At 36.6% G+C, this 23,072-nt stretch carries 23 protein-coding genes; 6 read left to right on the forward strand and 17 right to left on the reverse strand.

From position 1 onward, the window contains the following. Positions 1–139: 139 nt before the first annotated feature. A complete protein-coding gene (locus tag BK577_RS00295; RefSeq protein WP_342743263.1) occupies positions 140–1,279 on the reverse strand; it encodes a M20 family metallopeptidase in 1,140 nt (379 codons plus the stop codon). Positions 1,280–1,422: 143 nt separating this feature from the next. Next, entirely contained in the window at positions 1,423–1,932 is a 510-nt protein-coding gene (locus BK577_RS00300) for a GNAT family N-acetyltransferase (protein WP_078431086.1), read from the reverse strand. Positions 1,933–2,017: 85 nt separating this feature from the next. Here BK577_RS00300 and BK577_RS00305 point away from each other — a divergent pair, with 85 nt between their 5' ends. Next, the gene (locus BK577_RS00305; protein ID WP_078431087.1) at positions 2,018–2,446 is read left to right on the forward strand and encodes a (deoxy)nucleoside triphosphate pyrophosphohydrolase; all 429 of its coding nucleotides are present in this window, start codon (positions 2,018–2,020) and stop codon (positions 2,444–2,446) included. Between the two features lie 13 nt (positions 2,447–2,459). Here the strand turns inward: BK577_RS00305 and ilvA are convergent, their stop codons facing one another. The 8 genes from ilvA to BK577_RS00345 all read right to left on the reverse strand — a co-directional run bounded on the left by ilvA (position 2,460) and on the right by BK577_RS00345 (position 11,003). After that, positions 2,460–3,662: a threonine ammonia-lyase gene (ilvA, locus tag BK577_RS00310; protein ID WP_078431088.1), complete on the reverse strand. Its 1,203-nt coding sequence runs from the start codon at positions 3,660–3,662 to the stop codon at positions 2,460–2,462. 111 nt (positions 3,663–3,773) lie between these two features. Further along, a complete protein-coding gene (locus BK577_RS00315; RefSeq protein WP_078431089.1) occupies positions 3,774–4,766 on the reverse strand; it encodes an SGNH/GDSL hydrolase family protein in 993 nt (330 codons plus the stop codon). Positions 4,767–4,917: 151 nt separating this feature from the next. Continuing rightward, the gene (locus BK577_RS00320; protein WP_078431090.1) at positions 4,918–5,718 is read right to left on the reverse strand and encodes a DUF817 domain-containing protein; all 801 of its coding nucleotides are present in this window, start codon (positions 5,716–5,718) and stop codon (positions 4,918–4,920) included. Positions 5,719–5,992: 274 nt separating this feature from the next. After that, positions 5,993–6,397: a VOC family protein gene (locus tag BK577_RS00325; RefSeq protein WP_078431091.1), complete on the reverse strand. Its 405-nt coding sequence runs from the start codon at positions 6,395–6,397 to the stop codon at positions 5,993–5,995. A gap of 168 nt (positions 6,398–6,565) precedes the next feature. After that, a complete protein-coding gene (locus BK577_RS00330) occupies positions 6,566–7,690 on the reverse strand; it encodes a polysaccharide deacetylase family protein (RefSeq protein ID WP_169908049.1) in 1,125 nt (374 codons plus the stop codon). 17 nt (positions 7,691–7,707) lie between these two features. Continuing rightward, positions 7,708–9,033 (reverse strand): 6-phospho-beta-glucosidase, encoded by a 1,326-nt coding sequence (locus tag BK577_RS00335; RefSeq protein ID WP_245823401.1) that lies wholly within the window; start codon positions 9,031–9,033, stop codon positions 7,708–7,710. Positions 9,034–9,037: 4 nt separating this feature from the next. Next, positions 9,038–10,012: an N-acetylglucosamine kinase gene (locus BK577_RS00340; RefSeq protein ID WP_078431094.1), complete on the reverse strand. Its 975-nt coding sequence runs from the start codon at positions 10,010–10,012 to the stop codon at positions 9,038–9,040. A gap of 97 nt (positions 10,013–10,109) precedes the next feature. Further along, positions 10,110–11,003, reverse strand: coding sequence for a helix-turn-helix transcriptional regulator (locus BK577_RS00345; protein WP_425435889.1), 894 nt, complete (start codon positions 11,001–11,003; stop codon positions 10,110–10,112). 125 nt (positions 11,004–11,128) lie between these two features. Here BK577_RS00345 and BK577_RS00350 point away from each other — a divergent pair, with 125 nt between their 5' ends. Continuing rightward, the gene (locus BK577_RS00350; RefSeq protein WP_078431095.1) at positions 11,129–12,253 is read left to right on the forward strand and encodes a glycoside hydrolase family 88/105 protein; all 1,125 of its coding nucleotides are present in this window, start codon (positions 11,129–11,131) and stop codon (positions 12,251–12,253) included. A 223-nt stretch (positions 12,254–12,476) separates the two neighbouring features. Here the strand turns inward: BK577_RS00350 and BK577_RS00355 are convergent, their stop codons facing one another. Both BK577_RS00355 and BK577_RS00360 read right to left on the reverse strand, forming a co-directional pair. After that, on the reverse strand, positions 12,477–12,731 hold the full coding sequence (locus BK577_RS00355) for a spore coat protein (protein WP_078431096.1): 255 nt from the start codon (positions 12,729–12,731) through the stop codon (positions 12,477–12,479). A 13-nt stretch (positions 12,732–12,744) separates the two neighbouring features. Next, a complete protein-coding gene (locus BK577_RS00360) occupies positions 12,745–12,954 on the reverse strand; it encodes a hypothetical protein (protein ID WP_078431097.1) in 210 nt (69 codons plus the stop codon). A gap of 144 nt (positions 12,955–13,098) precedes the next feature. Here BK577_RS00360 and BK577_RS00365 point away from each other — a divergent pair, with 144 nt between their 5' ends. Both BK577_RS00365 and BK577_RS00370 read left to right on the forward strand, forming a co-directional pair. Continuing rightward, positions 13,099–14,130 (forward strand): ROK family transcriptional regulator, encoded by a 1,032-nt coding sequence (locus BK577_RS00365; protein WP_425435890.1) that lies wholly within the window; start codon positions 13,099–13,101, stop codon positions 14,128–14,130. Between the two features lie 24 nt (positions 14,131–14,154). Then, positions 14,155–15,390 (forward strand): MFS transporter, encoded by a 1,236-nt coding sequence (locus BK577_RS00370; protein ID WP_078431098.1) that lies wholly within the window; start codon positions 14,155–14,157, stop codon positions 15,388–15,390. A gap of 293 nt (positions 15,391–15,683) precedes the next feature. On the opposite strand, the gene BK577_RS00375 is transcribed toward BK577_RS00370, so the two are convergent. The 3 genes from BK577_RS00375 to BK577_RS00385 form a co-directional block, all read right to left on the reverse strand. Then, entirely contained in the window at positions 15,684–16,385 is a 702-nt protein-coding gene (locus BK577_RS00375) for an SDR family oxidoreductase (RefSeq protein ID WP_078431099.1), read from the reverse strand. Positions 16,386–16,533: 148 nt separating this feature from the next. Next, positions 16,534–17,007: a VOC family protein gene (locus BK577_RS00380; protein WP_078431100.1), complete on the reverse strand. Its 474-nt coding sequence runs from the start codon at positions 17,005–17,007 to the stop codon at positions 16,534–16,536. A 322-nt stretch (positions 17,008–17,329) separates the two neighbouring features. Next, positions 17,330–18,394 (reverse strand): DUF5105 domain-containing protein, encoded by a 1,065-nt coding sequence (locus BK577_RS00385; RefSeq protein WP_169908050.1) that lies wholly within the window; start codon positions 18,392–18,394, stop codon positions 17,330–17,332. A 537-nt stretch (positions 18,395–18,931) separates the two neighbouring features. Between BK577_RS00385 and BK577_RS25675 the strand changes: the two genes are divergently transcribed. Then, positions 18,932–19,078, forward strand: coding sequence for a BH0509 family protein (locus tag BK577_RS25675; RefSeq protein ID WP_139367240.1), 147 nt, complete (start codon positions 18,932–18,934; stop codon positions 19,076–19,078). A gap of 145 nt (positions 19,079–19,223) precedes the next feature. Further along, the gene (locus tag BK577_RS00390) at positions 19,224–19,700 is read left to right on the forward strand and encodes a glutathione peroxidase (RefSeq protein ID WP_078431102.1); all 477 of its coding nucleotides are present in this window, start codon (positions 19,224–19,226) and stop codon (positions 19,698–19,700) included. Between the two features lie 36 nt (positions 19,701–19,736). Here the strand turns inward: BK577_RS00390 and BK577_RS00395 are convergent, their stop codons facing one another. Then, on the reverse strand, positions 19,737–20,915 hold the full coding sequence (locus tag BK577_RS00395) for a serine hydrolase domain-containing protein (RefSeq protein ID WP_078431103.1): 1,179 nt from the start codon (positions 20,913–20,915) through the stop codon (positions 19,737–19,739). A 152-nt stretch (positions 20,916–21,067) separates the two neighbouring features. Then, positions 21,068–23,002, reverse strand: a complete 1,935-nt coding sequence (gene fbp / locus BK577_RS00400; protein WP_078431104.1) for a fructose-1,6-bisphosphatase — start codon at positions 23,000–23,002, stop codon at positions 21,068–21,070. Positions 23,003–23,072: the final 70 nt, after the last annotated feature.

Here is a 23,072-nt window from a genome sequence, read left to right on the forward strand (position 1 = left end):
GTTACTCCTACCTACTGAGTGCTTACATATAAAAAGACCAGGATAGTATCCATCCTGATCTTTTTGTACAAATAGTATACAAGAAAAAATATTGTGACAAGCACGTTTCTGAGCATATTGCTTGAACTGTAAACAAAAACTATTCACTTAATTTTTCAATCGTTTTTGCAAGTAATGCAGTAAATTGAGGGAATGTCTTTAAGTCAGTATACTCTTCCTTTTCACTATGAGAAAACTCCCCCATTGGCCCCATTCCATCTACGGTTGGAATCCCTTCACTTGCTGTAAAAGATGCGTCCGATCCTCCACCTGAGCTTACTTCACGGATTGTTATGCCGAGATCATCCGCCACTTCATGGATAACATTCATTAACTGCTCAGTCTCACTTGTCTTTAGCATTGGGGGGCGACTAATATCTCCTTTTAGTTTGGTAACGGTACCCGAAACATGCTCCTCCTGTGAAATTTCTGTTATTTTCTTCACAATATCTGCAGCCTGTTGTTCATTGTTAAACCTCACATCAATGTCTGCTCTTGCAACCGAAGGGATCGTATTTGTTGAGGTCCCTCCTTGCACTAATCCAACGTTTACAGATATTCCTTCATCATAATTGTTCAGCTGTTGAAGTTTCAGAATTTTATGGGAGATTTCCTCAATGGCACTTCTACCCCGCTCAGGATCTACTCCGGAATGAGCACTTTTCCCTTTTACGTCAAGAGTGAATTGGCCAACCCCTTTGCGCTCAGTTACTAGTCCTCCATTTGGGCGTGAACATTCCACAACAAGTGAATATTGTTTGTTTTCAGCAACCTGTTTGATTAATGGTTTTGAGGTAGGAGAACCGATTTCTTCGTCACTGTTAAAAATAATATGCACATTTTTATATGCATCAGATCCGGCTTCCTTCAACGCCTTTAGTGCGTATAAAACTTGAACATGACTCGCTTTTTCATCATTAACACCAGGACCAAATGCTTTGTCACCAATCACTTTAAATGGGCGTTTTTCCGCTTCTCCCTTTGGAAAAACGGTGTCCATATGGGCAATGATTAGAATTTTCGGATCAAGATCTCTTGAAGCTTTAATTTCCAAATGATTACCCAGCTTTTCTTCATAATGAACCTTTACATCCATACCAATCTCTTCAAATTTTTCTATTAAGATGTCACCAACAGTATCTACACCTTCTTTATCATATGTTCCGCTGTCTGTATTCACTATACGTTCCAAAAGGTCATACATTTCTTGTTCTTTTGTTTCTAAATAAGTTTCAATCATTTTTCTCTCCTTATGCTTGTTTGTAGGTTCATTACCCACTGTATTCTGTGGGATAAACATATAATTAAGGTCTATACTTTTTTACTTCCGGTTAAATCGGCACAAAAAAATACTCACAAAAACAAAATTGTGAGTATAAATATCTATTCATATTTGTTAATAGTTATTTCTTTTTCAAAATGCACGGTCTGCCATTCATCAAACTCATCCAGTGTTTCGACAAAGCCTTTTTTTCTCCAAAAAGAAAGACCGCCTGGTAAAAATTTATGAGTATGTAGATACATTATTTTATATCCTGCTATATTGCTATAGAGTTCAATTGCTTCATATAAAAGTGTTCCAATACCTTGTCTGCGGGCATTTTTATCAACATAGCATTTAATGATTTCACATGTTTGGTCTAATTCATAGCGATCTTTAAGTGATGATATCCTTCCATCATAAGGACGAAGAGCGATGGTTCCCATTACTTCTCCTTTTGAAAATGCAGCAAGAATAGTCGCTTTACTCTTGTTTATATATAATGATTCCATGTCCGTTAAATCTCTCAATGACGCATCTCCGATTTGAAATGGATATATATCTTCCATCGTTTTTAATAAAAACCGTGAAACCTTCTCAACCTCACTTTTCCTTACCTCACGAATATCCATAAAAATGTTTCCTCTCTATATTATCTTCTTTTCTTTCTATCCTACATGGTATCATATTCAAGTAAAACGTTTTTTGGAGGAGATCATGAAAAAAATTGTGAAGGTTGTAGCTGCCATCATTGAAAATGATCGAAATGAAATTCTATGCGCACTTAGATCTCAAAACATGTCCATGGCGAATATGTGGGAGTTTCCAGGAGGTAAAGTGGAGAAGGACGAAGACATGTCTGCTGCCTTAGTTCGAGAAATTAAGGAAGAACTCAACTGTACGATCGAAGTTACTGACCTTTTCCATGACCATACTCATGAATACGAAAGTGCTACCATTAACCTGATATGTATGACATGCAAAATTGTAAGCGGTCAACCCGAAGCAAATGAGCATTCCGCCTTACTTTGGTTAAAAAGAGAAAATCTCACATCCCTAAAATGGGCACCTGCTGATATCCCGGCAGTAGAACAATTAAGTGGGCCTTATGGTGGGCCTTGGGGACAGGTTCCTCGTCCCAATTAACAGGGACAGGAACCTAGACACGAATATTATATCCTTTATTTTTCAAGACTTTATGTATTTGTTCAATATGGTCATTGTTTTTTGTTTCAAGAGAAATCTCGAGTTGTGCAAATCCGGGATAAATATGTCTGCCTATATGTTGTAGGTTGACATTTTGGATATTTGCATTTAGCTCAGTAAGATAGCGTAGAACCTTTTCAAGCTCTCCCGGCTTATCTTTTAATGTGAGTGAAAAATGTGCATATCTTCCCGCTTCAACAAGACCGCGTTCGATAATTTTTGAAATAAAATGTACATCCACGTTTCCCCCACTTAAAACAGCCGTTATTTTCTTTCCTTTTATATGTAATTTTTCATATAAAAGAGCTGCTACAGGGCTAGCTCCCGATCCTTCAACTAAAAGCTTATTTCTTTCCAATAGCATTAACATTGATCGAGCGATTTCCATTTCATCCACACATACAATATCATCAACGTATTCTTTAATGATGTCAAAATTCCGTTGTCCTGGTTTTTTTACGGCAATTCCGTCTGCCATTGTTGGAGTTGCTTCTACCATGACAGGTTTGTTATGTAATAAAGACTGTTTCATACTTGGACAAGCAAGGGTTTGAACACCGTAAACAGATACTTTCGGATTCATCTGTTTCACCGTCATGGCAACGCCGGCTATAAGCCCCCCTCCACCAACAGGACAAATAATCGCATCTACTTCAGGAAGTTGTTCAAGTATTTCTAAACCAACTGTTCCTTGTCCAACAATCACTTCATCATCATCAAACGCATGAATAAACGTGCCATTCATTCGTTCACAATACTCTAATGCATATGCTAGAGCTTCATCAAACACCGATCCTTCTAAAATAACTTCTGCTCCATATTGCTTAGTCGCAAGGACCTTACTAAGCGGTGCTCCCTTTGGCATCACAATCGTACAAGGAATACCTAACATTTGACTTGAGTAAGCAACACCTTGAGCATGGTTGCCAGCTGAAGCTGCAACAACTCCCTTATGTAAATCTTCCTTTGATAAAGAAATTAGCTTATTATACGAACCCCTTACTTTAAATGACCCTGTTTTTTGGAGATTTTCAAGCTTTAAATACACTTCATTTTGAGAAAGATGACTAAATGTATGTGAATAGTCAAGCGGTGTCGTATGAACAATCCCTTTCAACTTTTTCCTGGCAACTAATACATCATCCACATTCAACAAAAACTCCTCCTAACCTTACATGCTCTTCTTAGGATGTTCAGTTGAGTGAAGCATTATGATTATTAGCTCGTAATAAATAGAAAAACTTGGCTTATCGCCAAGTCCTAGTTTTTATTCTCCATCCTCATCCATGACCTCAGGTTCAACGGTAACTTCCTCCAAGTTCTCCAAAATCCGCTTTGCCATCAGCTTATATCCGCTATTATTTGGGTGGAAATGGTCATCAGATAATAACTCTTCATCAGAATCTATAAATAAATCTGAGATTGGAATATAATTCACATTTTCAAATTGTTCAGTTACCAATCGTCCAGAATCATTCCAATCGTTGATAATCATTTCTAATTCTTCTATTTCAGCTAAATAACGATCAAAGGGATTATAAAAACCGATTAAATAAATTTTGGTATCTGGATTTATTTCGTTAACCCTTTCAAGAATTGCTGTTAATCTCTCAAGATATGTTATTTTTGCTTGATCAAACAGATCTAATTGAAGATTCATAATGTTATTTCTTACTATTTTCATAATGTCATTTGCACCTATTGTTATTAATACAATATCTGCTTTTTTAATTGACGTTTCAATTTCTTTTTTTTCAAGACGTTTTAATAATTGATCTGTTCGATTTCCCCGTTTGCCATAGTTTTCAATGGTAACATTAATTTTATTTTCTATAAAAGTATTATTTAGGATCCCCACATAGCCGCCATTTTCTGTTTCATCTCCTACACCTTGAGTGAGAGAATCACCTATTGCGACAACTTTTAGATCTTTTTTAAATAATTTTATAACACCTTCTACTACTCCCTTAACCCTCTCTCTAAAGCCTTCCGTTTTTGTTTCTTCAGTCTCTCCATCTACAACTTTTTCCTGTTCACTCTCAGCCATTTCGACCGTAACATCCTCAACCATTTCCGCATTCTCAGGATCAGATTCTTTTTCAGTTAAAGATTCATCTATTTTTTCGTTAGGATTTTCACTCACATTAAATGTTTCGACAATACCCTGTTTCGTTTCTTTGGAGTCAGAAAGAAAGAAGTAAACACTAAAACACACTACTAGCATACTAGCAATCAGTAGCCACACTTTCCGTTTTTTCACGTTTAACAACACCTATCAATTTATAGTACGAATTCAACAGTTTATTTATTTTAACATGATGTTAAAAATACACAAACTTTAAGTAGGTTTTAAATCATTGTACTATAAATTTGTATAAACACTTTTGGGATTTTATACCACCATTTAAAAGCTAGGCTTGTTGTTCTTCAATTTGGGACAGTGTTCCTGTCCCTATGTCCCGCTTCACAATTTTTAGAGTTGCTACGATAAGAAAGCTAACGATGACTAGTAGTAGCCATGAGCTTACTTTTCCTAGGTGGACTAGACTCCATGCTTCCGTTTGGTTTGGATATTCCCATGCTCCGAAAAATGTTGCGATGTTCTCGGCTATCCATATAAAAAATCCGATGAGGATAAAAGAAAGCGCAAGTGGCATACGATAACGAGATCCATTTACTTCGTAAATGACCATTGTTCGAAAAAAGACGATAATGACAAGTCCCGATAACCACCAGCGGATATCGATCCAGAAATGATGGGTGAAAAAATTTAAATAAATCGCTGCTGCAAGAGGAACAACGACCAAAAACGGTGGCCACTTTATCAGTTCAACCTTCAGCCTTCTCCACGCCTGGCAAAGATAACTCGCTACACTTGCGTACATGAAGCCGCTGTACAATGGCACCCCAAACACTTTCGAAAATCCATCCTCCGGATAAGACCATGACCCCATATGTACTTTAAAAAGCTCAAGAGCAAGACCAATAATATGAAACAATGTAATCACCTTAAGTTCATCACGTGTTTCAAGTCCGGAACGCACCATCACCCACTGCATAAAAAGGCAAATGATAAGGAGCCAGTCATATCTTGGCAGAAAAGGAAGAGGTATGAACTTTGTTATAGCCAAAGATGCAAAAATGACAACGGGAAATAAACATGATAAGGCTTGCTCCCACCCAAAATGAACAAGTTGTTTAAGTACTTTCATGATTTTTACCTCCAAAGGTTTTTTCCATATAAGAAGGGGTAACCATCGTTAGCCTGGTTTTCCTTGTTAAAGAAGTTATTAACTTTCCATAAAGATCCCTGCCTATATTTCCTATTTAGAATTTAGCACAACTTTTATTGTTTTACAATAAAATATTATTGCTTTTATTTTAATTGTTATTGTTATTGGATAAAACAAAAAAAGCATTCCTCTACAAAAAGGAATGCTTGATTACGATATAAAGTCTATTTTATAAAATATAAGGCGTGTTCAATTAAGCTTCGTGACTAAATTGCCATTGAATCTGATACTTATCAGTTAAACTTCCGTAACATTTACTCCACGGTGTCTCTTGCAACTCCATTTGTACAGAGCCCTCAGCTTTCAACTTCTCAAATGCATCTCTGATGGCCGACTCGTCACCGCTTACATAAGCGAGTGTAATATTATTACCTACATGATATGGAGTCCCAGGAAAATTGTCAGAGAACATCAGCTTAGTACCAGCAATCTCTAAGTATGTATGCATAATTAAATCTTCTGTTCCTGGTGGTAGATGTTCGGAATGCATAGATCCGAATGTCATAAATTGAGGTTCCTCAAGTCCAAACACCTTTGCATAATATTGGACCACCTCTCGAGTATTTCCATCAAAAACTAAGTATGGATTCAATGCCATAAGATCACTCCTTAAATTGGATAGTTTTTACATTAATATCATACCATACAGGAACCTCACAATCAAACATATGTTCTTTATTTTTCGCAAAAAAATAATACCCCTCTATTGTTGGGGTATTACAGATAGCTGCAATAGTTTTTCCGGTGGTATATCAAAGTTGAAATACTACCTTTCAATTAATTGCCCTGCCATTAAAAACTCATCAACTTCTATCTTTGAATTCCATCCCATCTGTTGACACATTTTATGGATTCTTCGCATATCTTGCCTTGCGACAATACTTGAACATCCTACTTTTTTTGCTATATTCGCGGCCTGACGCAGCAAATCTACTAAAGTATCAGCTTGTGTTTCCCTAAATCCAAAATCTAATAATATTAATTCCTCTTTATTCACACCAAAACGGGCATATCCCCAAAACTCGTCTTCCTTTAACTGTCCCGAAAACAACTCTCTATCCTCAACTATTTTATTTGCTTTTATTGGTTCTGTTAATTGCTGAATCCACTGCCTTTCTGAACCTCTTCCAGAGGGAGTTTTGTCTATACCCCATTCTAATGATTCAGCTGCCAGTTTTTGTCTATCTTGTGAGCTTTGTATGATCGTCCACTCATGTAAAGGTATAGAGTTAAAATCAGGAACTTTAATTGAAATTTTCCATGATCGATATTCTGGAGTAATACCTATTCCTTTTAATAAGTCAGATACTTTTACAGGTTTTAAGCCCCTATTCAAAGCACGGCGAATAAGCTGTTTTAGTGCAGCTGGAGTTTCTTTCGTAATATCATTGCTATGCAGAACGAGAATCGAACCATTATAAAGAAACACTGAGCCATTATCGACTATTTTTTGTGCAGGAAGACCTGCCCAATCACCTGTATCATTCCCTGTAATGCTGTGATAACCCCATTTTGAAAGCCAAATTAGGTTTTCTTCATTAAAATTTAGATAAGGAAAACGGAAAAAGTTCGGGCTTGGCTGTCCTGTTGCTTCTTGAAAGGCAAGTTCTGTTTCCTTTAATTCTTCCAAAAATACGTCTTCTGTTAATTCTGTCATTCTGCGATGATAATAGGAATGTGATGCGAGTTCATGCCCCCGTGATATCAACATATTTGCCTTATCAGGATGTTTATCGATCCATTCACCTGTAAAAAAAAATGTTCCTGACACTGAAAATTGTTCAAGTGCGTCCAACCATTCTTCTAATGGTTGTTTACTAGGACCATCATCAAATGTGAATGCACAAGCATTTATAGTTGGATTTCCTTTTGCTATCGATTTATATCCCATCTTTATTCCTCCATTTCCTAATCTTTGCATCTACTAAATTGTGGAAGAAATTCCTTATTTTCATTTAATATATCACTAAAAACCGTTTTCGCTAATTCTGCAGACCCAATAAGAGGATGAATCGTTAATGCTTGCATTCCTGCCTGATAATCGCCATGTACTGCTGCTTCAACGGTAAGTTCCTCATATGCTTTTACCACTTGTAATAATCCACGAATATGGGGAGGTAATTCTGCTGTTTTTAACTGTAAAGGTGTTGCACCTTCAGAATCTATGACACAATTAACTTCAACTGAAACATCATCCGGAAGACATGAAAGAATTCCATTGTTTTTAACGTTGACAATTTGGATGTCTTTTTTATTGTTATAAATGGATGTCATTAGGTTTACTGCAGCTTCCGAATAATATGCACCCCCGCGTTTTTCAAGCTGTGGCGGCTTACGATTTAAAAAAGGATCTTGATAAAGTGCAAAGAGCTCTTCTTCTACCTTTTTCACTTCGTCCGCTCTTGTTCCTTTCGTCTCTAAATCTTGTAATTGCTTTTCTAGCATTTTATCTTTCATATAGTAATATCTTAAGTAACTGCATGGAATCATCCCGACTGATTGAATAAATTCACGTTCCCATTCTATATCAGGGATATTCTTCACTGAAACACCTTTTACACCAGATATGATATCTAGGACTTCACCTGTTTTTTCGATCCCTTCCACCCATACTTTTGTCGTCCAATTCAAATGGTTGATTCCTGCCATTTCAATATCGACTTTTGAGACATCAACACCCAACATTTTCGCCACTAACATTTTGGTACCAATTGGTAGATTACACAATCCGATCGTTTTCACCTTTGTGTACTTCGTAACTGCTTCTGTCACAATTCCTGCCGGGTTGGTAAAATTTAATAAAAAGGCATGTGGAGAAAGCTCCTCAATATCCTTACAAATATCCAAAATAACCGGGATTGTTCTTAACGCCTTAGCAAATCCGCCTGCACCTGTTGTTTCCTGACCCAAAAGACCATATCTTAACGGTATTTTTTCATCCCGGGATCTGGCATCAAGCATTCCAACACGTATTTGTGTTGTGACAAAGGCTGCATCTTTAATGGCTTCCCTTCGATCAAACGTCATGTGGAGTTCAATTGGTAAACCCGCCTTCTTAATCATCCGTTCAGCCAATGCACCAACCGTTTTTAATTTCTCACGTCCAGCTTCAATATCGACTAAAAACAACTCATCAACAGGAAATTCCTGATAGCGCTTAATAAAACCTTCAATCAGTTCAGGGGTATAGGAGGAGCCCCCACCGATTACAGCAACCTTCAATTTTTTTCGCAATTTTTTACGTCCTCCTTTCATCTCTGAATTTTTGATACATTTCCTCCGTTGTTTTAATACTTAAGTGATCCATCGCTAGCAGAATAGACCCATATACAGGCTCGATGTCTGGTATAATGACTGAAATTGTATAATTTTCACTTTCGATTTTTGCTGTCAATGATTGTATTAAATGTTGATTTCTCCCCTTTTGAAGAATAGAACCGATTAGCACAACAGGTATGTTATCGCTTTCAAAACTACCCAAGCTTTTTATAACAGCATTGGCGGCAATCCCTAATTCTTCACCCGTTTTCATCAAAAGTTGAATCGCGAGTTGGTCACCCTCAGCTGCTGCTTCATGTAAGACGATCGTTAATTCACCAGGTACTTCATAAATGTCCTGATCTAAAAAATCATTAACAAGTTGTTCCATCGTTTGAAAGCCAAAAAACCTTGAAACTTTTTCTATTAGTATAGAAGGGATTTCTCTCTGCTCCCATGACCTTACGGCTGAACGAAACGTCTCACGTGCCAGATATATTCCACCTGCAGCATCTCCGTAAAGATATCCCATACCACCTATTTGCACGACTCTCCCTTCCTTATTTCTTCCGGCTGCATTTGTGCCGCTTCCACATACAAGGACAATCCCGACGTTATTTTTACTGCCAATTCTCAATCCTTCAAATGTGTCACATACAACATCCCACGATCTAAGGGGTAAGGTACTCAGAGCCGGGCGTAAAATAGCAAAATCCTTTTCCCGATCAGCTCCTGCGAGTCCAAATTGTGTAAAGAATATATCCTCATACTGAAGACCAGCACTCGCCAAAGCTATATCGATCGATTCTTTTATATTCTTCATTGCAAACTGAATTCCTTCAACTTGATGATTTCCTCTTCCAGATAAACCTTCCCCTACTTTATTTCCATATTCATCCGTAATAACGGTGTATGTTTTACTGCCTCCCCCATCAACACCCATTAAATAACGCATAAACTCTCCCCCTGATAATCACGTATCTTATCATAAATGATTATTCAACTAATCACGTACACATGACTACTTCTGGAACATAGGTCCCTTGTCCCGTTTAATTGGGACGGGGGACCTGTCCCCTCGACCCACTTTTTCTGTAATGTAGTGGAGCATAGCCGGTGATTGATTTGAATACTCTGCCGAAGTGTGTGATGCTTCTGAAGCCTACTTTTTTGTAGATTGTGTTGACTTTCATTGAGGAGTGTTCCAGTAGTTTTTTGGCTTCTTTAATTCTTACACTGTTCAAATATTCAATAAAGGTGAAGCCTGTTGCTTCTTTAAAAAAACGGCTTAAGTAGTAAGGACTAACGTAGAATTTCTCTGCAACTAAATTAAGTGATAAATCATTCATATAATGGTTGTTCATATAGCGGACAACTTCTGAAATTCTTTCATGCATTGGGCTTGGGTATTCCAATGATTCTAAACTGTTTTGTTTAACATGCCGGCAGCAAATAATGAGCAGTTGGAGCACTAGAGTCTGTGCGTACATCTCGAAGCCTGGCATCTCGTCTATAATTTCCTGACTGACCTTCTGACAAAGAGATTCAATCCATAGTCGCTCCTGAAGAGAACACCTAACAATGATGTACTCCTGTTCGAACAAAGGCTGAAATATTTCCTGATAAGCTTGATTTACTGAGCCCATATAGTTCTCATGTATATTAACAATAAACCGCTCATGCTTTGGCATTTCAGCATTCGTTGTTCGATGGAGGATATTAGGTGAAATGATGATCACATCACCTTCCTGAACGACGAATGTCCGATCTTTTATAAAAAATTCCCGTTTGCCTGACAGTAAATAATACACTTCAAACGTACTGTGGAAATGATTCGCCGGCATATGATGACTTAGCGCTTTCCGGTATGATACTGTAAATGTTTCTTCATCATTTTTATATAAAAGATCTTTCAGTCTGTTTCCCTCCCTCATAAACCAATTCATTTTTTATATTACACATATGTATTTCATATCCTGCAAAATATAAGAAGTTTTTATAAAATACTGCAAAAAATGTACATTTTATTGTGCTACCCTATTGTTAAACATATGAAGGAGGAATAATTAAGATGAGTACTTCAGATTCACGTACATATGAACCATCAAATAAGACGTTAACTCCTATTCAATGGGCAGAAAAAGCATGTGAAACATTAATGGCTAAATTCGAACCGGAACTGCTTCCACCGGAGCGGTTTCATTATCATCAAGGTGTATTTCTATCTGGGATGGAAGAATACTGGAGGCAGACAAATAAAAGTAAATACTATGACTATATAAAACGATGGGTAGACAGCCATATCCTTGCTGATGGAAGCATCATGAAATTTAATTCTAATGAACTTGATGATATACAGCCTGGTGTTCTTCTTTTTACCCTCTATGAGCAAACAGGAGATGAACGGTATAAAAAGGCATTGTTCAACCTGGTACCTTTATTAAAATCCTGGAAGACGAATCCATCAGGAGGCTTCTGGCACAAAGAGCATTATCCGAATCAAATGTGGCTGGACGGTTTATATATGGCAGGACCAATTGCTGTCCAATTCGGTAAAACTTTTGATCAAAGCGACTATTTTGATATGATGACCTACCAAGCCATTCTTATGGAGAAGCACACAAAAGATCCGGACACAGGCTTGCTGTACCATGGCTGGGACGAAACGAAAGAAGCAAATTGGGCTGATCCTATTACAGGCTTGGCACCTGAGTTTTGGGGCCGTGCGATCGGCTGGTACCCTGTAGCACTTTTAGAAATGTTTGATCATCTACCAAAGGATCATAAGGATAAACAAAAACTCACAAGTATCCTTCAAGATCTGCTCATCGCATTAACAAAATACCAGGATCCTGAAACCGGATTATGGTATCAAGTCATTGACAAAGGTAATCTATCAGACAATTGGTTGGAAAATTCTTGCACATCGCTGTTTGTTCAAGCGATTGCAAAAGCGGTTCGAATGGGTTATCTTGATGCCAAGTATATGAAATATGCGTGGAAGGGCTACAATGGAGTCATTGATACATTGAAATATGATGAAAAAGGAAATCTTCTCATAGGCAATATTTGCATAGGTACAGGAATCGGTGACTATGCTCATTACATTGCACGACCTACGAGCGAGAATGATTTACACGGTGCAGGTGCATTTATTTTGATGTGTGTGGAAATGAGCCAGGCTAAAACAGTATAAAAACAAGTAAAAAACAGAGACATAGGTCTCTGTTTTTTACTTATTTTCCCTTTTACATTCTATCCAACCACCAACAAAATAAAGTGAATCGAGAGATCAAAAAAATCCAATACTTCTTTCCCACGAAATCCATTCCCTTAGAACACCTACTGTTTAAAATAAAAAGAGACATTCCGCCCAACACGAAAATGTGTGGAGGAATGTCCCTTTTTGTCTGTCTTACTTAACTTCCCTGCTGAAATTGTTGCTTAACTTCCATTACATCTTGTTGTTCGGCTTGTGAAGCTGGTGTGTAATAATTACGTTGAACAGCTGCCTGGTAAACTTCCCATTGCTTTTGTTCATCACTATTTCGAATTTGGATTAACGTATTTCGCAATTGTTGATTGTTACATTGAGCGATCATTTGTGCATAGCTTGCCAGACTGGAATTTAAATTTGATAAGTAGTCTGACACCATATCCTTTTCTTGTAGCATGTTTTGTCCCTCCTTATCCTAAAAATGACATTAATTGTTGTTTTGTTTGTCTTGCACTGTTTGCATGGTTTTGAAGCATTGCTTTTATTTGCGGATCTTGACATTGCTGTGCATATGTATCAAGCTTTGTTGCACAAGTTTCATGGCCACCGATTAAGTGACGAAGGTTCTGAAGCTCAAGTTCATTTAAATTCACGACCGTTTCCCTCCCTTCCTCTTTCATAATGTGTGCCTCATTGTTCCTTTTCATGTAAAAATTATTATAATAAAATCTCTCCATTGTTTTCGGATACTTTATATGATACAGTAATCACAACTTATTAAAGAACTTTAAAAAGTAATTCAGAAAGTTTTAGGCGGTGATATAGTGGATGAATTAATAGCTTCTCCCAAATCAATGAAGAAGATCATCCTTCGAGGTATTCGTAAAAACCTTTTAGAATTTGGTAGTGCAACAAAACTTGAATTAAGCAATTTATTAGAAGTTAGTCTCCCGACAATCAGTAAGTTCCTATCACGGATGGAAGAAGAAGGTGAAATTCGTTTAGTCGGATTAGATGAATCCAGTGGTGGACGACGGGCAAAAAGATATACATACAACCCAGAGTTTGCATTAGGTCTTGCGATTTTTTTGGAGAAATCAGATACGAATTTTACCGTTTTCAATTGCATTGGAGAAATAAAAGCACAGGGCAAAGCTCCGAGTGTATTAGTGGATGATGGAATCCATTCATTAACTACGTTCATTGAAAAATTAATGACTACTTACCCCAAAATCAGTTCTATTGCAATTGGTGTCCCCGGTTCAGTTGAAAATGGAAAGATCTTTTATATACCAGGGTATGAGCAGTTTCAACATTTTGATTTAAAAGCCTACTTTGAGGAATATTTTTCTATTCCTGTCGTTGTTGAGAATGATATGAATGCTGCTGTTCTTGGATATCACAATACACGAGGAATGAAAGACAAACAATCCCTTATCTATTTGTATTCCGGTCAAAATGGTCCTGGAGCAGGGATTATGATTAATGGTGATGTCGTACGCGGAAGTACATTTTTCTCAGGTGAGGTTTCATTTGTTCCAATGTACGATAACCAAAACTTTCGACAAGCATTAGAAAATGATAGCGAATCAAAAAAAATGATCCAAGAAGAATATGAATTGGATGCAATTAGTAGATTGATAGCCTCATTTGTCGCGATTATTAACCCTCATACGATCATTTTTTGTAACAATGAAATGGATAAATTGAGTTTAGATAAAGTTGCTATCAGCTGTTCTAAATACATACCTTCTGAACATCTCCCAAAACTTACCGCAAGTAATTGGGAACAAGATTATTTAGATGGATTACAAAGTCTCGGACTTGATCTCATACTAAATGGAACAACCACTTAAAATATAAAAAGGCGAGGTTTAATTATGGCAACATTCCTTTTAATCATTATTTATTTGGCTTTTATTAGTTTAGGTTTACCTGATTCATTATTAGGAGTCGCATGGCCTGTGATGCAGACGGACTTATCCGCCCCACTTGAAACTGCCGGATACCTTTTTATGGCGATTGCCGGGAGTACCATTATTTCCAGCTTAATTAGCGGAAGATTACTTAAACGATTTGGAACTGGAAATGTGACATTTGTCAGTTGCTTACTCACTGCATGTGCTTTGCTTGGATTTCATTTTTCTCCATCGGTTATTTGGTTATTCGTTTGCGCCATTCCACTTGGACTAGGTGCAGGCGCAGTTGATGCTGGATTAAACGATTATGTAGCAACACATTACAAAGCACATCATATGAGTTGGTTACATTGCTTTTGGGGAGTTGGAGCCACACTGGGTCCTGTTATCATGGCCCAGTTTATTTCCGGTCAACATTCTTGGAACAATGGCTATCTTGCCATCGCAGGTATGCAATTCTTACTGGTGATCATCCTTTTGCTTACTTTACCTTTATGGAACAAAGTAACTAAAAAAAACCATACCGACTTAAATCAACAGCCTGGGGACACAAAAGATGTAACCAATCACCTTGAAGATGGTATGAACATAAAACCTTTACAAATTAAAGGTGTTAAATTGGCTATGCTATCCTTCCTATTTTATTGTGGAGTTGAAGCCACAATGGGTCTGTGGGGAAGTAGTTTTTTGGTTAATGTAAAGGATTTAAATGCTGCTGTTGCCGCCCAATGGGTTTCCTTATACTATGGAGGAATTACAATCGGCAGATTTATAACAGGCTTTATTACGTTTAAAATGAATAATCTTACTCTTATTCGAATTGGACAATTCATTGCCCTTACAGGTGCTGTCCTTCTGTTCCTGCCATTTCCACCTGTTTTCTCGCTTATCGGCTTTATCATGGTTGGTTTAGGTTTAGCACCAATCTTTCCATGTATGCTCCATGAAACGCCAGCACGATTTGGAAAAAAGCATTCGCAAACGATTATGGGCTATCAGATGGCCATTGCTTATACAGGAAGTACCTTTATTCCACCGCTTCTTGGATTCATTGCATCGAAATCAAGCATTGGGATTTTCCCGTTCTGTATTGTCGTTTTCGTTGTTGTCATGCTTTTTAGTTCAGAAAAATTAAATCAGTTAATGAAAAAGAAAGTGATAATAAATAAAAATACAAGCTCGACAGTTAGTTCCTAATGTTGAGATTCAATTCAAGTAATAGAAAGAAGGTAAAAACGCCCTCATCATCAAGTGATTTGAGGTCGTTTTATCTAATTTAAAGGCATAAACACCCCACTTGGCTTATTACGTTTTATTCCCACTCACCCATTCAATTGTGTTCGTAAGGAGTTGAGTAGCCTGTTCTAATGAAGCTTGAATCCATTCCTGATAATAATCACCAATTATTGCAACAATTCTTTTCACCTTATTTCCTCCTTGCTGCTACATTCCGTTCTACCATTGGTAAAAGTCGTATCGTAAAAATTCTTTTATAAAGGCATCGGATCTCCCTTACTATTAATAAACGTTGCATTTCCCGTTATTTTTTGTTTTTTCTCGGCAATATCAAGTATCCCTCTTGCCGATACTTCAGGTATCCCAGGCGCTTTATCTCCCCCCATGTCCGTTTTGATCCAACCGGGGTGAACAGCAAAAACAGACACTTGAGCATCGGCGAGATATTTTTTTAATTGTTGAGAGAACATATTTAACGCACTTTTCGATAGTGCATAAGGAAAGTCTCCGCCATAGGCATTTTGAAAGCTTCCCGCTTCAGAAGAAATGTTTATAATTGATGCATCAGGTCCTTTATTCAGATATGGCAGAAAGTGTTTGACAACCCGCATTGGACCGAAAAGATTAATATTGAAACTTTGCTCAACCTTTTCAATATCCAGTTCTTCAATACTTTTTGATCGTTCATTTAAGATTGCTGCGTTGTTAATGATTACATCCAGCGTAATGTTTTCTGATGCTAATGTTTCCGAAGCCTCCTGACAAGTCGCTTCCTCGGCAACATCTAATGAGAGAAGCATAACTTGATGAGGAAAAAGTGAACGGAGATGGTGTAACTGGTCTGTTCCTTTTACCAAGTTTCTCACCCCGGCAATAACAGTGTGCCCCCTCTTTACTGCTTCAGTTGTTAGAGCTAAACCTAGCCCCCGATTTGCGCCTGTAATGAGTATGTTCATAGAAACCTCCTTGATTAATTTCTTCGTCTATTTCTCATATATCAACATTTAGCCAAGTTGAAGCAATAACGACTAACTCCATACTCTATTTATGTATAAGAGAAAATCCTTCTATATTTACAAGATTAAGATTTTTGACCACTCCCCATTATTTATCATTTTCTAAAAGCTCTAACATAATCTTTAAATCTTTGAAAGTGTCCATATAGGCATATCGTCCACCTGTATATTCCCCTTTTTGGACTAAAGGCATATTTTTTGACTCCATTAGTGTCACTTTTTCTTTCATTCCATTTATGATAAAAGCAATATGGTGAGGCCCCTCTCCATGTTGATCCAAGTGATTTCTCCATGTACTCGGATGCTCATCCGGCTCAATTAATTCCAACTGTAGAGAACCCATATCAAAAAACGCCAACTTAGAACGAGCTTCAGAGGAAACACCTTCAAACTCTGTTTGAGCAACATCGACTGTATCTGTCCAGTTCCACTTCGGTTTTTCCACTCCGAAGAAATCTGCGTATGCTTGCGAAACAGTTTCAATATCATGAACCAAAATACCGATTTGAGCTATAACGTTCGTTCCTAAAACACTATTTTGAGCTTGAGTTTCATTTGCCATTATATTTCCTCTCCTCTTAAAAGCTATATTTTCACATCTGAAATGGTTTAAATTCTCTTTGTACACACCTCCTTTAAGTGTATGTACGCGCGTTCATTAATAATTATAATACAAACTTTGATTATTGTTAACGCATACATTTCGATATATTCTAAAAATATAAGTTATTCCAACAATATTTCATACCATATTCTTTTGTATTACCTCAAAAACATAAAGAAAACCTACCTTTTATTGATAAGTCTCTACTATCCGGAGATTAGTAAACAACAACTAAGGTAGGTTTTCTTCTATTATATTATTTTCTGTTATAAAGCGATCATCAATAAAATTTCACAAACGGTGTCGCGATATCTTCTGATCGATAATCATCCGGATCGATCTTCCATTGGTCTTCACCATGCTTCACCATTTGAATTTCAACGATGACTTCTTCAGCAGTTGTAACATTTTTAAATTCGTTCCCCATTTTTTCAAAAACAAAGTTTAATGCTTCTGCCTCAGTAGCATTCGGGTTTGACGTAATAAATTTTTCCATTTCCTGTTCCAGGATAGGTTGTAATGAAGGAACATCTAACGGTTTCCCTTTTAACTCAACAATCGCTTCTTTACCATTGCTTGTTTTTGTAATAGTTGTTGCTCCTACTTTTTCTTTAAAAGCGGCTTTCATAGAATTTACCAAGCTTACTACAACTTTTTGATCAAGTTGGTCTTCAGACATGTATGTTGCACTCGAAAATCCTTCGATAATCGCAGCGTCAAATTCTTCTAAGAGTGCATCTTTCTTTTCACCTGTTAACTTTTCAAATCTTGGATTTTCAACATTATAAAATAAAATATCTAAGTAAGCAGATAAAGCTTTTGCCGGATCCTGTAATTTATCAGCTGTTTTTAATAGCTTTTCGTCAGCTCCATCAATTTCGATTTCAATAGGATCTTCCTCTTTGTCACCATATGCTAAAGGAGTGTAGACAAGTTGATATTTTTCACCTTTATCAACGATGTAAAATAAACTGCCTTTTATTTTTTTACCTTCAGTAAGTCTAGTATATTCTAACTTCTGCTTATAATCCTCTGGCTCACCTTCAGTTGCTTTTGTGTCACCTTGGTACAAAGCAAAACTAGGTGGTTCGATATCAATTGTTTCTTTTCGTTTATTTGTCATTTCAACATCAATCTTGAGCACAAGTTGATCCTCGGACACATTATCATATTCAGATGGAAGAGTATACTCTGCATTGTCCACCTTAATTTCAACAGACGCGTTTTCATTCTTCCCTGTTTCTTTTTCTTTCTCTTCTTTACTTGTCGTTGAAGATGAACAAGCAGCAGCAAGCATGATCACAACAAGCATTGATAATACAAGGCTAATTCTTTTTTTAATCATTATTCTCCTCCTAGGTGTAATTCGTGTTAAAAAACACAACATCCATTATTCTAAAGAGATATTCCTTTATTTGGAATAGTCATTTATTACCTATTATAAATACAAAATAGTGCAAAATACCTCCATTCTAAATATTGGTAAATTAACTAAAGAACAGTGAACAAGCAATTGAAAAAACCACTTAATAACATCCGGAATCATAGAGTTTAAGATTCAATAACCACTAGCAGTATATGCTATTTGACCTAGTAATTAATTCACCTAAAATACGACTTCCCTAATATTCTAATCAACCATTTTACCTATTTTTTCCTTTGTACACTGCAGGTAATTGTATATTTTTACCTATAAGCAAACAATCATTAATTTTTAGGGGTCAACAACCTTAGATAACTATTCTATATTATTTCTCGGAAAACCATCTCAATTTGATATTTGTTTAATATCAAATTGAGATATATAATTAAATTAAGAAATCGGAAAAACGTTTACAACAAAAAAAATAAATTGCTTCTGATTTTTTAAGGAGGAGTAAACATGAGCCAATTAGCGAGAGAAATCAAAGTCAAGGCATTATTAGCTAAGCAAAAATTCAATGAAAAAGAGATCTCAGACATGTCAGATGCACAAATTGAATATTATCACTGGCTCTATTTCGAAGATTCTGTTTACGATTATATGTAAATCTAAAAACCTTATATAAATAAACTAAGCTTTTGTACCTGGTGCAAAAGCTTTTTTGTTTGGAACAAAGGCATATTATTCATTGAATGACGATATTGTATTTGATACAATTTAATTGCACACAATATTCCAAGGAGGAAGATGTATGAAAACCGTCTATGACTTCACTGTAAAAAAACCAAATGGCGAGGAAAAATCGTTAAAGGAATATGAAGGTAAACCTTTATTAATTGTAAACACAGCAAGTAAATGTGGATTAACGAAGCAATTTAGCGGACTTCAAGAACTCTATGATAAATTTAAAGATGATGGTCTGGAGATTTTAGGATTTCCTTGTAGCCAGTTTAATAACCAAGAATTTGATAATATTGATGAAACAACAGAGTTTTGTCAGCTGAATTACGGTGTCTCCTTCCCCATGTTTGCCAAAATTGATGTAAATGGAGAAAAGGCAGAACCTCTATTTTCATACCTGAAAGAACAAAAGAAAGGTGTTTTATCCAAAGACATTAAATGGAATTTCACTAAGTTTCTGATTGATAAAAATGGTCAAGTGGTAAAAAGATATGCTCCAACGACAGAACCTGCGAAAATAGAAAAAGATATTACAGATCAATTCTAACAAAGAGGCAGAGAATTTATTCTCTGCCTCTTACCGTTACTCACAACAAGCACTAAAAACAATATTACGCAACTTTCTAGTTAGCGGAGTTGTGCCTGAATCTTTTTTCTGCATCATAAATAAAAAGGTTAGTTCATCTTTCGGACAGTTAATGAAATAACAGCCAAGCCAACCGTCCCAGCCATATTCGCCAAGACTTCCTATACTTGCTGATTGACTTTGATCTGTTAATACACGCATAAAGTTTCCGTAGCTATAGCCCAGTTGACCCCATAAGTCAAAGCCTTTTTGCTGTTCTATGTTTAATGTAGCCGAAGTTAAAAAGCTGACTGTTTTTGGTCGTAATAGTTTAGTCCCCTCCAATGTTCCTTGGTTCATCAGCATTTTCGCAAATTTTGCATAATCATCGACTGTTGAAACTAAACCTGCTCCACCAGATTCAAAGGCGGGATTTCGATCCATATGATGAATAATTCCTAAGTGATTGCCCGTATATAGCTCTAAACCTCCCTCTTCAGAATTTGTATACGTTTTCACAAGACGGCTTCTTTTTTCTTCAGGAAGCCAAAATCCTGTGTCATTCATTTGGAGAGGATCAAATAATTCCTTCCTCAAGAATTCGCCAAATTTTTGTCCGCTTACGACTTCAATGACTGCACCTAATACATCTGATGAGGTTCCATATTGCCAGGAAGAACCAGGCTGGAATGCTAGAGGTACTTTTCCTAATTTGTTCATTGCTTCAATAGTACTCAATGGCGAATCACCTAAAAGCTTACAATCTATCTCTTCAAACACAGCGGCTGTTCCTTGTCCTGCTTGTTCATCCCCGCCATAGACTAATCCAGACGTCATGCTGAGTAAATCATGGAAAGTAACTTCGCGTTCGACTGTTATAAGCTTTCCATTCTTTTCAACCATTTGATACTTAAATCCATCCAAAAATTGACTAACAGGTTCATTTAAATCAATCTCCCCACGTTCAACCAGAATCATAGCCGCAGCTGCAGTGACCGGCTTTGTCATCGAGTATAAACGAAAAATAGAGTCTCTTAAAATAGGCTTGTTCGCTTCTATATCAGCAAAACCGTCTTCATGGTAAAAAATTTCTTCTCCCCTTTTTAGCACAAGAAGGTTCGCACCTGCGATGTCCTGATTATCTAGGCTTTTTCTTAAAGCTTTTTTGATCTGATTACTAACGTTTTTATCTATCAAACCAATCTTCTCCTCTATGAATCGATTTTATGTATAGTTGAATTTACACAGTAAAAAGAAGGGAAAGATTCCCTTCCAAATTTTAAAAGTACAGAAATTATAGACTTTTACACGAGGTTTTGGTGTCTAGCTCCAGGCGCATTGCGCTTTTCCTATTTCATATACCGATATTCCATTAAACTATTTAATATAGAGATCTCCTGCAATAATTCTTCTCCAACATTTGTCTCCAACACCTTTTTCCGCTCTAATTCTTTATCAACGATTCTTTTAACAGATAATACATCTGTTCCATTTAGTAATACATCGTCTTTTGAATTGAAATGTTTATGTGCAACGAGCTGCATGCCGTAGGAATTATATAATAATGTGTAACCGGCAATTCCTGTAGTAGATTGATAAGCTTTAGAAAAACCACCATCTATTACAATCATTTTACCGTTTGCTTTAATTGGATTTTCTCCTTCAATTTCTTTTACAGGGGTATGTCCATTTATGATATGACCTTGATCTGGATTAAGATTGAATTCTAATAGAATTTTCCGGCAGATTTCTTCATTTTCACGTAAATAGTAATATGGATTTTTCTGCTCTTTATGTGTGGCCTTATCTTTAATAAAATAACGTTCAAATGTTGTCATTGCTCGTTTCCCAAAGAGTGAGGAATATTCTCCTGTCCATAAATACCACACCATATCTGTCGCTAGGTCATCCGTTTTTTCAGGATGTGCAAAGGAGTACCGTAAATAACGTTCAAACACATCGAGTAATTCACGGCCTGCATATGTTTTTCCTTCAATGACCATTCCTTCCATATTCCCGTCTTCATCTAAAGGAATACAGCCATGTATCAATAAATTCCCGTTATATTTCAAATATAGGCTGCCTTTTTTCATGAGAAAATTCATATGTCGAGCCAATTTTTCTGAATGCTGAACAGAGAATAATAGCTTGTCTATTACTTGCTTTTCTTCCTCTAATAATTGATCAGGCTGCTCGGGGTTAACTGTTGTAAAACATGAATTTTCCAACGGATATGTTTTTCCGCGAATGGTTATTTCATTATGTTCAAAGTCGATTTCTTCGAGTAAAAGTCTTTCTGACATATTAAAACCGGGACGTCTTTTAATGATAGGACTTTCAAGTTTGAATTGAATCATGGCAATCGCTTGATGGATTTTAGTAATTTGCAGTTTTTCTTCATCTGAAACGAGATCATCAGGTTGAATTTTCGGTCTGAAAGCCGGATTGTCTTTATAATATTTATCTGCTAGATTCATAAGCGGCCGCAGATTAATTCCATATACATCTTCAATTATGTCAAGATTGTTATAGCGTGCACAAATTCGAATAATATTTGCAAGACAAACCTTAGAGCCTGCAAAAGCACCGATCCATAAAACATCATGATTTCCCCACTGAATATCTACAGAATGATAGTTAATAAGGGCTTCCATTATTTTATCAGGCTCCGGTCCACGATCATAAATATCCCCTACAACATGGAGATGATCCACAACCAAACGCTGAGTCGTATATGCCAGGCCGGTAATGAGCTTATCAGCTTGTCCAAGCGTAATAATTTGCTCAACAATGCTTGTATAGTAAGGTTCTTTAAAATTCGTGAACTCATCAGTTTTGTATAAAAGTTCCTCAATTATATAAACAAATTGACTAGGCAATGCTTTCCGTAATTTTGAACGAGTATATTTGGAAGAGGCATAGGAAATCAGCTTGATCATCCGTTCAATGATGACTGTGTACCATTGGTATAATTCTTCTTCATTACTAAAATGATTTTTCATTAGATTGATTTTATCTTCAGGGTAATACACTAGTGTCGCAAACTCTTTTATTTCTTTTTCAGTTAACACCTTTTTATAGATGTCTTCTATTTTCTCTCTTACCTTCCCTGAGCCATTTCGCAAAACATGTTGAAAGGCCTGAAACTCTCCGTGTAAATCACTGACAAAATGCTCTGTACCTTTCGGAAGATTCAAGATCGCTTCAAGATTAATAATCTCAGTAACTACCTTTTCCTCACGATCATACTTCTGCGCTAATAAATCCAAATGTTTTGTATGCAAATCATGTATCCCCTTTCACTACTCTCTCTTTATTATACAAAAAGGTGGGACGGAGGGACAGGTTCCTTGG

Source organism: Metabacillus halosaccharovorans, from assembly GCF_002019635.1.
Taxonomy (GTDB): Bacteria; Bacillota; Bacilli; order Bacillales; family Bacillaceae; genus Metabacillus; species Metabacillus halosaccharovorans.